At 68.3% G+C, this 11120-nt stretch carries 11 protein-coding genes; 10 read left to right on the top strand and 1 reads right to left on the bottom strand.

The window, feature by feature from the left end; genetic code table 11:
• From PMI15_RS02425 to PMI15_RS02395, 7 genes are all read left to right on the top strand, one after another.
• Positions 1-319 (top strand): aspartate/glutamate racemase family protein (locus tag PMI15_RS02425; protein ID WP_007863300.1); only part of this gene is annotated, 319 nt, incomplete at its 5' end.
• Between the two features lie 76 nt (positions 320-395).
• Complete coding sequence (locus PMI15_RS02420) at positions 396-1256, top strand: 3',5'-nucleoside bisphosphate phosphatase (protein WP_007863298.1); 861 nt, start codon at positions 396-398, stop codon at positions 1254-1256.
• Complete coding sequence (locus PMI15_RS02415) at positions 1256-2161, top strand: DMT family transporter (protein ID WP_007863295.1); 906 nt, start codon at positions 1256-1258, stop codon at positions 2159-2161. The genes PMI15_RS02420 and PMI15_RS02415 overlap by 1 nt, the downstream gene beginning before the upstream one ends.
• Positions 2162-2177: 16 nt before the next feature.
• The gene (locus tag PMI15_RS02410) at positions 2178-2813 is read left to right on the top strand and encodes an L-threonylcarbamoyladenylate synthase (RefSeq protein WP_007863293.1); all 636 of its coding nucleotides are present in this window, start codon (positions 2178-2180) and stop codon (positions 2811-2813) included.
• 257 nt (positions 2814-3070) lie between these two features.
• On the top strand, positions 3071-3745 hold the full coding sequence (locus PMI15_RS02405) for a site-2 protease family protein (RefSeq protein ID WP_007863291.1): 675 nt from the start codon (positions 3071-3073) through the stop codon (positions 3743-3745).
• On the top strand, positions 3742-5034 hold the full coding sequence (locus tag PMI15_RS02400; protein WP_007863289.1) for a tryptophan--tRNA ligase: 1293 nt from the start codon (positions 3742-3744) through the stop codon (positions 5032-5034). Before PMI15_RS02405 ends, PMI15_RS02400 begins: the two co-directional genes overlap by 4 nt.
• Before the next feature lie 129 nt (positions 5035-5163).
• Positions 5164-5748, top strand: a complete 585-nt coding sequence (locus tag PMI15_RS02395; protein WP_074578088.1) for a response regulator transcription factor — start codon at positions 5164-5166, stop codon at positions 5746-5748.
• Between the two features lie 77 nt (positions 5749-5825).
• Here PMI15_RS02395 and PMI15_RS02390 read toward each other — a convergent pair whose 3' ends face one another.
• Complete coding sequence (locus PMI15_RS02390; protein WP_007863285.1) at positions 5826-7187, bottom strand: HAMP domain-containing sensor histidine kinase; 1362 nt, start codon at positions 7185-7187, stop codon at positions 5826-5828.
• A gap of 240 nt (positions 7188-7427) precedes the next feature.
• On the opposite strand from PMI15_RS02390, the gene PMI15_RS02385 reads away from it, so the two are divergent.
• From PMI15_RS02385 to PMI15_RS02375, 3 genes are all read left to right on the top strand, one after another.
• Positions 7428-9647, top strand: coding sequence for an MASE1 domain-containing protein (locus PMI15_RS02385; protein ID WP_007863278.1), 2220 nt, complete (start codon positions 7428-7430; stop codon positions 9645-9647).
• Positions 9644-10426 (top strand): response regulator, encoded by a 783-nt coding sequence (locus PMI15_RS02380; protein WP_007863276.1) that lies wholly within the window; start codon positions 9644-9646, stop codon positions 10424-10426. Before PMI15_RS02385 ends, PMI15_RS02380 begins: the two co-directional genes overlap by 4 nt.
• A 52-nt stretch (positions 10427-10478) precedes the next feature.
• Positions 10479-11120, top strand: a 642-nt coding sequence (locus PMI15_RS02375; protein ID WP_007863275.1) for a type VI secretion system ImpA family N-terminal domain-containing protein, incomplete at its 3' end; no start/stop codon positions are given.

Here is an 11120-nt window from a genome sequence, read left to right as displayed (position 1 = left end):
GGCCGCCATCCATACCGTCGCGCCGACCGGCGCGCAGCTGGCCGCCGACCCGGCCGCCGCGCGCACCCTGCTGGCCCAGGCCTGCCGCGACGCGGTGCGCCAGCTGGGCGCGCAGGCGGTGATCCTGGGCGGCGCGGGCCTGGCCGGCATGGCCGCGGCGCTGCAGCCCGGGCTGGGCGTGCCGCTCATCGACAGCGTGCTGGCCGGCGCGCACTGGGCCTTGCGCAGCCACGCGCCGCCGCCACAGCGCGCCACGCCGGGCTTTGACCTGCCCTGGGAAAACCTTTCGCCGGAGCTGACGGCCCTGGGCCTGCGGTAGCCCGGTGGCCGAAGGCACCATCAGGGATATGTGAGCGCGCACTGCAGTGCAAAGGCATAAGGCCTAAAATGGCCTGGTGAGTCCCCAAAACATCCTGAATGCCGACCTGCATTGCCACTCTGTGGTGTCGGACGGCACGCTGACGCCGGAGGCGCTGGCGGAACGGGCCAAGGCCAACGGGGTGGAACTCTGGGCCCTGACCGACCACGACGAAATCGGCGGCCAGCAGCGCGCCGCGGCGGCCGCCAAGGCCCAGGGCATGCACTACCTGACGGGCACCGAGGTCTCCGTCACCTTCGCCGGGCAGACGGTGCACATCGTGGGCCTGGGTTTTGACGCCGGCAACCCCGAGATCATGCAAGGCCTGCGCAACACGCGCGGCGGGCGCGAGCAGCGCGCCATGGAAATGTCGGACTCGCTGGCCAAGGTCGGCATCAAGGGCGCTTACGAGGGCGCGCTGAAGTTCGTCGGCAACCCCGAGTTGATCTCGCGCACGCACTTCGCGCGCTTCCTGGTTGAAAGCGGCGTGTGCCGCGAAACCAATGAAGTTTTCCGCAAATACCTGACCGAAGGCAAGCCCGGCTATGTGCCGCACCGCTGGGCCACGCTGCGCGACGCCGTGACCTGGATCACCCAGGCCCAGGGCGTCGCGGTGATCGCCCACCCGGGCCGCTACAAGTTCACCCCCAACGAGGAATATGCCTTGTTCACCGAGTTCAAGTCCCACGGCGGGCGCGGCGTGGAGGTCGTCACCGGCAGCCACACGCCCCAGGAATACCTCAAGTACGCCGAGACAGCCAAGGAGTTCGGCCTGGCCGCCTCGCGCGGCAGCGACTTCCACAGCCCCGACGAAAGCCATACCGACCTGGGCACGCTGCCCTTCCTGCCGGGCGAGCTGACGCCGGTGTGGGAACTGCTGGCGGACCGCATCCAGTGATGGCCGGCCCCGCGAGCAACACCTCCCGCGCCCCGGCCGGCATCGCACTCCTGGTAGGCGCCGTCGCCTGCTTCGCGGTGCTGGACACCACCACCAAAGTCATTTCCAACAGCGTGCCGCTGCTGATGGCGCTGTGGTTCCGCTATGCCTTCCAGGCGGTGGCTACCACCGTGGCAGTGCTCCCTTCGCGGGGCCTTTCGGTGCTACGCACGGCGCACCCAAAATACCAGTTGCTGCGCGGCCTGCTGCTGCTGTTCACCAGCCTTTTTGCGTTCTACAGCCTGAGGCACATGCCGGTGGGCGAGTTCACCGCCATCGTGATGATCACGCCGCTGGTCATCACCCTGCTGGCCTCGCTGACCCTGGGCGAGCGCGTGTCCTGGCTGCGCTGGGCGCTGGTGGTGGGCGGCTTTGCCGGCACCCTCATCATCATCCGGCCCGACGGCGACGACTTCAACTGGGCCATGCTGCTGCCGCTGGGCCTGGTGATCTGCAATGCCTGGTTCCAGATCCTGACCAGCCGGCTGGCGCGCACCGAAGACCCGCTCACCATGCATTTCTACACCGGCTGGGTGGGCACGCTGGCCGCCTCGCTGGCCCTGCCCTTTGTCTGGGCCGCACTGGACTCCTGGACGCTGTGGGCCAGCCTGGCCCTCATGGGCCTGATGGGCACGGTGGGCCATTTCATGATGATCCTGGCCTATGGCCGCGCGCCGGTATCCACGCTCACGCCTTTTCTGTATGGGCAGATCGGCTTTGCGATGCTGGGCGGCTGGATCGCGTTCTCGCATGTGCCGGACCGCTGGTCCATGCTGGGCATGGTGATGATCGCCGTCTGCGGCGCGACGGGCGCCTGGCTCGCGGTGCGCCAGAGCCGCGTGCTGATAGAGCCCGTCGAATCCTGAACCCGAACGACTCGCCATGGCCCAGTTTTTTGAAGTCCACCCCGAGAACCCGCATACCCGGTTGCTCAAGCAGGCGGTGGCGCTGCTGGAGCGCGGCGGCATCGCGGCCGTGCCCACCGATTCGAGTTATGCCCTGGTCTGCCACCTCGACGACAAGGCCGCGGCCGACAGCCTGCGCCGCATACGCGGGGTGGACGACAAGCACCACCTGACCCTGCTGTGCCGCGACCTGAGCGAGCTGGCCAACTATGCGCGTGTGGACAACAAGCAGTTCCGCCTGCTGAAAGCCGCGACGCCCGGGCCCTACACCTTCATCCTCGAAGCCAGCAAGGAAGTGCCGCGCCGCGTGAGCCATCCTTCGCGCAAGACCATAGGCCTGCGCGTGCCCGAGCACAAGGTGCTGCAGGCCCTGCTGGAGCTGCACGGCGCGCCGCTGCTGGCCACCACCCTGATCCCGCGCGGCGGCGGCGAGCCGCTCAACGACGCGCACGAGATACGCGGCCTCCTCGAGCACGAGCTGGCCGCCGTGATAGACGCCGGCGCCTGCCACCAGGAAGCCACCACGGTGATAGACCTGACGCCCATGGGCGAAGGCGGCGAGCCCGTGGTGGTGCGGCAGGGCCGCGGCGAGCTGGCCGCGCTGGGGCTTTAGCGGGCAAAACGGGAATCCGGTCAAGTGCCGCTTCCCTGTCCTTCAAGCAGGGGCCGCGGAACCGGCTTTGCCGGGCCGCAGGCGCAGCGGCCCTGAGGGGCTGGAGCCCGCAGCTCCGAGCCTGCCTGCGCAGGCTTGGACGGGCGACAGAGGCGAAGCGTCTCGCAAGCCGCGGCCTGCAAGGCCTCGCGCATTACACGGAGCCGAAGGCAAAGTGAAAAGCGTGGGGGCACATCTTCCAATGAGACAATCCCGAAATGGATATCGCCAACCTGATTCAAACCGTCGCCATCTACGCGCTGCCGGTGCTGTTCGCCATCACGGTGCATGAGGCCGCGCATGGTTATGTCGCGCGTCACCTTGGCGACAACACGGCCTGGATGATGGGCCGCGTGACGCTCAACCCCATCAAGCACATAGACCCCGTGGGCACCATCCTGATGCCCTTGCTGCTGTACTTCGCGACCTCGGGCACTTTCCTGTTCGGGTATGCCAAGCCGGTTCCCGTCAATTTCGGCAACCTGCGCAAGCCCAAACGCGACATGATCTGGGTCGCCCTGGCGGGCCCCGCCGCCAATTTCATCCAGGTGATCCTGTGGGCCGTGCTGTACGCGGCGCTGGTCGCGGCCGGTGTCCAGGAGCCCTTCTTCCTCGTGATGTGCCAGGCCGGCGTGCTCGTCAACCTCGTGATGTGGGCCTTCAACCTGTTTCCGTTGCCACCCCTTGACGGCGGGCGCATCCTGGTGGGCCTGCTGCCCTGGAAGCAGGCGCAGTTTGTCGCACGCCTCGAACCTTGGGGCTTTTTCATCGTCATGGGGCTTGTCATCCTCGGCGTCGTCAGCGCCTACTGGCTCTGGCCTCTGCTCGTGCTGGGCTACGGCCTGCTGGACCTGTTCAACCTCACCATCTCCCTGCCTCCAAGACTGCTATGAACCCCGCCTCCCCCACCCGTTTCCTGACCGGCATCACCACCACCGGCACGCCCCACCTGGGCAATTTTGTCGGTTCCATCCGGCCCTCGGTGCAGGCCAGCTTTCGCGACGACGTGCGCAGCTTTTATTTCCTGGCCGATTACCATGCGCTGATCAAGTGCGACGAGCCCGCCCGCATCCAGCAGTCCACGCTGGAGATCGCGGCGAGCTGGCTGGCCGCCGGGCTGGACCCGGAGCGCGTGACCTTTTACCGCCAGTCCGACATCCCCGAGATCCCCGAGCTGACCTGGCTGCTGACCTGCGTGACGGGCAAGGGCGTGCTCAACCGCGCCCATGCCTACAAGGCCGCGGTCGACAAGAACGAGGCGGCCGGCAACGACCCGGACGCCGACGTGACCGCCGGGCTCTTCATGTACCCGGTGCTCATGGGCGCGGACATCCTGCTGTTCAAGACCCACAAGGTGCCGGTGGGGCGCGACCAGGCCCAGCACCTGGAAATGGCACGCGACATGGCCCAGCGCTACAACCATCTCTACGGTGAGCACCTGGTGCTGCCCGAAGCGGTGATCGAGGAATCGGTCGCCCTGCTGCCCGGCCTGGACGGGCGCAAGATGAGCAAGAGCTACGACAACACCATCCCGCTGTTCACGCCGCGCGAGCAGATGCGCAAGCTGATCGCCGGCATCGTCACCGACTCGCGCGCCCCGGGCGAGCCCAAGGAGGTCGAGGGCTCGGCCCTGTTCCAGATCTACCAGGCTTTTGCCAGCGCCGAGGAAACCGAGGCATTACGCAAGGCTTACGCCGCGGGTATCGCCTGGGGCGACGCCAAGCAGATGCTGTTCGAGCGCATAGACCGCGAGATCGCCCCCATGCGCGAGCGCTACCACGCGCTGATGGCCGACCCGGGCCGGATAGAGGCCATCCTGCAGGCCGGCGCGCGCAAGGCCCGCGCCGAGGCCACGCCCTTTATGGCCGAGCTGCGGCGCGCCGTGGGCCTGCGCAAGCTGGACAGCCACCCGGCCGCCGCCGGCAAGGCCAAGGCGGCCAAAAGCGCCACGCCGGCTTTCAAGCAGTACCGTGAAAAAGACGGCCTCTTTTATTTCAAGCTGCAGGACGCCGACGCCCGGCTGCTGCTGCAAAGCCGGGGTTTCGAGTCGCCCCGCGAGGCCGCGCTAGCCATTGCCGCACTGCAAAAAGACGGCCTGGAGGCGCTGCCGGGGCAGGCCCAGGCCTTGCCAGGCGTCACCGAAGACGAGTTGACGGCGGTTTTGCGGTTTTTCGCCGATTGAGCTTGTTGTTGTTTTTTTGGAGCAGCGTTCTGAAAAAATACCGCAATTGCCTGTTTATTTATGCCCCAAAGTTGACATACAGCAGTTATGCTCACTGGCTAATAGGAACAATTCTTCACATTTGACTTAATGAGTATTTTCGTAATAGATGACCATCCGCTCATGCGGGAAGCGGTTGTCATGTTGATCCGCCGCCTGAGCAGCAAGGCCACCGTGACCGAGCTGGACCGGCTCGCCGCCGTGATGCCCGCCGTGCAGGAGCAAGGCGTTCCCGAACTCATCTGCCTGGACTTGCGCCTGCCCGACACCAACGGTGTCTCCGGCGTGCGCGAGCTCAAGCAGCAATTCCCCAGCGTGCCCCTGGTGGTGCTGTCGGCTGCGCCGGCCCAGGACTACGAGGACCTCTCGATCGAGGCGGGCGCGGATGCCTACATCCAGAAATCCGCCGGTGCCACCGAGATTTCCAACGTGCTGCGTGTCTTCCTCAGCGAAGACCTGGATCCGGAACCAAGCACCCCGACCGAAAAACTCTCCAAGCGGCAAAAGCAGCTGCTGGTGATGCTGGACAAGGGCATGAGCAACCGCGACATCGCCGAAGAACTGCAGATCAGCGAGCACACGGTGAAAGTGCACCTGTGGCGGCTGTTCCGCCGGCTCAACGTCAAGAGCCGATCCCAAGCCAGCCACCTGGCCCGCACGCAGGGCCTGCTGTAAACAAAAAGGACACGCATGACGTGTCCTTTTTGTTTCAGGGCAGGTGTATTCGGATGTCAGGCTGGCGTTAGCAGGCCCTAGCTTTTCAGCTCAACCCAAAAAACACTCCCCCGCCCCGCCCGGGAAGCCAAGCCCACCGGATGCCCCAGCGCCGCGCTGAGGCGGGACACGATGGCCAGCCCCAGGCCAAAGCCCTCTTCGGTGCCCTGCAGCGGGATCCGGTAGAACTCCTGGAAGATCGCCTGCTGGTGCTCCCTGGCGATGCCCACGCCGGTGTCCCAGATCTCGATGCGGGGCACGCCGCCGCGCCGACGCACGGCCATCAGCACGCCGCCGCGGTGGGTGTTGCGCAGCGCATTGGACAGCAGGTTGCCGACCAGGCGCTGCAGCAGCACCGGATCGGACCTGACCTTGCCGGGCGCCGCGCGCATCCTGAGCCGCAGGCCGCGCTCGCGGGCAAAGGGCGCGTACTGCGCCTCCAGGTCCTGCAGCAGCCCGGCCAGTTCCACGTCCTGCAGGTTGACCCTGAGCGGGTCGGTTTCCAGCCCGGCCAGGTCGAACAGGGAGTTGAACAAATCGTTGACGGCCTTGGTGGAGCGCACGATCTTGGGCGTGATCTGTTCGACGAACTCGGGCTCGGCGGCCAGCCAGCCGGCGTAAAGGTCCAGGGCATGCACCGGCTGGCGCAGGTCGTGGGCGGCGCTGGCGATGAAGCGGTTCTTGATTTCCACCGCCTCCAGGGCCGCCCGGCTCTGCTCGGTCAGGGACTTGATCAGCATGGAGTTGTCGTACTGCAGCTCGAGGTTGATGCGCTGCACCTCGTGAAAGCGCTGGCCCGAGATGCGGATCACGGCCCAATAAATCAGTACCAGCGCCAGCATGCCGTAGGTGTTGAAGGTGGAGGGCAGCCCGCGCTCCACGACCAGTTCGTAGAGCAGCGCGGCCACGACCGAAACCCCCAGGCCGTTCACATAATTCTTGAAGCAGGGCAGCCAGGACGAAAACGTGCCCACCGCGAAACCGGCCATGCCCACCAGCACGACCATGCAGAGGAACTGGTCGTACACCGGCGCGCGCAGGAAGTAGACGAACATGGACGCCCCCCAGACCAGGGCGCTGGCCGACCAGGTCCAGCCGTATTTGGCCATGAAGGCGCGCAGGGGCGGGCCGCTGACGCCCGCCAGGCTGCGCTGGTAGATGCCGATGATGCCGTAGCGCACCACGGTCACGGCCACCGCGGCCGCCGTCCACAGGCCCAGGGACAGCATGTCGACGCGGTGGTAAAGAATGGCCACCATGACCACGATCAGCACCAGCGCGGAATGCAATGCCGGTCGGGCATAACGCATGAAGGTGTGGATCAGCCGCATCTCCACCCACTCCTCGCGCGAGAGGTCGGCGACGCTGCGGGCCGGCCGTGTCGTTGGGGGGGAGTCCATGGAGCCGAGTTTAGGGCCAGTTAACACACCCCGGTGGCCGCCGCAGGCGCGCGCCCTTGGGCCATGGCGCGAATGTTGCGCGGGGCTGACGAAATCGGGTGCCCGGGTACCTCCAATTGCGTACACTGGACGCTTCCCCGGAGGGCGACACCCGTGCATGGACACCGGACACCCGCGCAGCCGCCTGCCGGCCCGCGGCGGCATCCATGCACAGGCACCAAAAAAATGCAGGACCCGCAGATGCAACGCAATGGACACGCCGAGCTCGCCCCCGCGAGCCCGGCGAAAGCGACGGCAGGCCCGGGTGGCATGCTCGCCATGCCGGCCCTGGACGACCCGGCCAATCCCTTCCGCCTGGCGCTGCTGGCCGTGCTGCTGGCCTTTGTCTACGCCATCCTGTCCACGCCGGCCGCCTACACCTCGCGCCCCGACACGCTGGCCGCCATCATCTGGCCCGCGCCGGCAGTGGGCGCGGCCCTGCTGTGGAGCCTGCCCTACCGGCGCTGGCCGGTGTTCCTGGTCGCGATATTCCTGTCCATGATGCTGGTCGGCGACGCCGACCCGCTGTCCGTGGGCGCCGACGCGGCCTTCGCGCTGCTCAATGTGTTCGAGGTGGCGCTGTATGCCTTCCTGGGGCGGCGCCTGGTTTGCGAAAAAGGCGACATCGACAGCACCCGCAAGCTCGCGCGCTTCACGCTCCTGCTGCCGCTGCTGGCCACCAGCGTGGTGGCGGCCCTGGGCGCCACCATAGGCGCGGTGACCAAGCACACCGAGTGGCTGGAGGAATGGCGCGTCATGCTGGTGGGCAACGGCCTGGCCGTGCTGGTGCTGCTGCCGGCCCTGCTGGCCTGGTGCTCGCGCCAGGCCAGGGCCACCGCCTCGCCCGGCGACAAGCCGGCTGCGGCCGTCGCGGCCGCCGTGCTCGCCGCCGCCTTGATGGCCGCCGCGGCCCTGCTGCCGGGCTTTCCGCAGGAAGTGCTGCGCGCCCTGCTGTCGCTGGTGCTGGTCTGGGCGGCCATCGCCGGCGGCCTGCGCGCGGCCTCGCTGGGCGTGCTGGCGGCGGCCACCGTGGGCATAGGCCTGGCCGTGGCGGGCTACGGGCCCTACAGCCCGGCCCACGGCGGCGAGGAAGGCACCTGGGAGCTGCAGGTGGACCTGGCGGGCATGGCGGTGCTGTCCTTCTTCGTGGGCATCGCGGTCAACGAGCGGCAAAAACTCAACCTGCGCCTGGAGCGCGCCCGGCGCTTTGAAACCATGGGCTTTCTCACCGGCGGCATCGCGCACGATTTCAACAACATCCTGGGGGCGGTCGGCGGCTACGCCGAGCTCGCGGTGGAGCGCGAACAGGCCGGCCTGCCGGTGCGCGCCCCGCTGGGCGAGGTAGCGGCGGCCGTGGCGCGCGGCAAGGACCTGACTGAGCAGATCCTGCTGGCCGGCCGGCGCGGCGCGCGCACACGCCAGGCCAGCGACCTGCGCGACCTGGTCTCGGAAGCGGTGGCGCTGGCCACCCCCTTGCTGCCGCCCGGCGTGCGGTTGACGGTCCGGGTGCCGGTGGCGCCGGTGCCGGTGCGAGTGCACCGGGGGCAGCTGACCCGCGCCATCCTGAACCTGCTGCGCAACGCCTCGCAGGCCGCGGCGGGCCGGGTCGAGCTGCGCCTGACGGCCTCGGCCAGCCAGTTGCCGGCCGGCTATGCGCGCGAGGCGGACACCGGCGTCGGTGACACGCTGGAGCGCGCTTGCGCCTGGCTGGACGTGCTGGACGACGGCAGCGGCGTCGCGCCGGCCCACGTGCACCAGCTGTTCGATCCCTTCTTTTCCTCGCGCTCCTCACAGGGCGGCAAGGGCCATGGCAAAGGCCACGGCACCGGGCTGGGCCTGGCCATCGTCGCCGGCGTGGCCGCCGACCACGCCGGCGGCGTGGCGGTCTGGACCGGCCGCGGCGAGCGCACGCGCTTTTGCCTGATGCTGCCGCTGCTGGCCGGACAGGAAACCTTGCAACTGCCCCTGGTCGCGCCGCCACCGCCGCTGGGCCAGGGCGAGACGGTGCTGGTCGTCGCACAGGATGCCCAGGCGCGCGAGCGCACCGAAGACGCGCTGGCCGCGCTGGGCTTTGAGCCGGCCGGCTACGACCCGGCCGCCCTGGCCGGCGGGCCACAAGCCCTGCAAGGCCTGGGCGAACAAGCCGAGCTGCTGGTGTGGCTGGACCCGGACGCCGCGACTGAAAACCTGCTGGTCGCGCTGCGCTCCTCCACCGGCCTGCCGCTGCTGCGCTGCAGCAGCGCAGAGGGCACGGGCGGGGAAGCCGTCATCACGCAGGAAGCCGGCGTGGTTACCATAAGCGGGCCCTTTGACGGCGCGGCCCTGCGCCAGGCCGTCAAAATGGCGACCGGACGCTCCGATGCCCCGCCTGCCCGGCGTGACGGCGATGTTGATGAAGAAGAAGGCAAGCTCCAGCCATGACGCAGCCCAAACAACCCCTGGCCATCCTGGTCGTCGACGATGACGACGCCTTGCGCAAGCTCCTGATCGACTACCTGACAGGCCACGGCCTTTCGGTGACGGGCGTGGGCACGGCGACGGAAGCGGTGCAGGCCGTCGCCAGGCAGGACTACAGCCTGGTGCTGCTGGACCTGAACCTGCCCGACGGCGACGGCATAGACCTGGCGCGCAAGTGGCGCGCCGAGGCCAACATCGCCATCATCTGCCTGACGGGCAGGCTCGAGGAGGCGGACCGCGTCATGGGCCTGGAGCTGGGCGCCGACGACTACATCACCAAGCCGTTTTCGCTGCGCGAGGTGCTGGCCCGCATACGCGCGGTGACGCGCCGCGCCGGCGGCGCGGCCGCGGCGGGCGAGCCGGCCGGCGAGCGGCCCAGCCACAGCGGCGTGCAGGTGCCCGTCACGCGCGGCAAGCACCCGCGCGCCTACCGCTTCGCGGCCTGGGGCCTGAACCTCAACACGCGCCGCCTGACCTCGCCCGAAGGCAAGCCGGTGTCGCTGACCAATGCCGAGTTCAACCTGCTGGCGGTGTTCCTCGGCACGCCCGGGCGCATCATCTCGCGCGAGCAACTGCTGGAGCGCACGCGCGCCTTCGACGACATCTACGACCGCGCCATCGACGTGCAGATACTGCGGCTGCGCCGCAAGCTTGAGGCCGACGCGAAAAACCCCAAGTTGCTGTGCACCGAGCGCGGCGTGGGCTACTTCCTCAATGCCGAGGTCGAAGCGCTGTGGGAGTGAAGTTCCCGGCTCTTGCTCCTCTTTTCCCCCATGGCATCTTTTGCGACCCCTTATGACCACTGACCTGATCACCGAACTCGGCCAACAGCCCATCGCCGGGCCGCAGCCCGCCGGCAACGAAGTGCGCGAGGAGCCCGCCTTCGAGCTGCTGGAGGCCGAGGTTGCCAAGCTGGCCAGCCCGGTGCATAGCGTGACCATGGACTGGAACAAGGTCAACCAGTGGTCCGTCGAGCTGCTGTCCACCAAGGGCAAGGACCTGCTGGTGGCCTGCTACCTGGCCGGCGGCCTGCTGGAGGTGCGCGGCCTTTACGGCCTGGCCGACGGCCTCAAGGTGCTGGCCGACATGCTGCAAAGCTATTGGGACACGCTGTACCCGGGGCTCAAGCGCATGCGCGGTCGCCGCAACGCGCTGCAATGGCTGATAGACCGCGTGCAGCAGCGCGCCACCGAAACCGACTGGGGCGCGCTCCCGCCGCAGGAGGCCGAACTCGTGGCGCGCCTGACGGCCAGCCTGCAGGCCATGGACGCGCTGCTGGCCGACAAGGACAGCGAGGCGCCCTCCATGCGCGCGCTGCTGACCCTGGTCGGCAGCCTGACGGTGATTGAGGAAAAGCCCGCCGAAGAACCGGCCCCCGTGGAGGCGGCCGCCGCGCCCTCGCCTTCGCCCGCTGCGGCGGCCGGCCCCCCGCCGGCC

It is taken from the genome of Polaromonas sp. CF318 (assembly GCF_000282655.1).
Taxonomy (GTDB): Bacteria; Pseudomonadota; Gammaproteobacteria; order Burkholderiales; family Burkholderiaceae_C; genus Polaromonas.
Note: the sequence above shows the minus strand (reverse complement) of the source record. Positions and strands in the feature narration are given on the sequence as shown.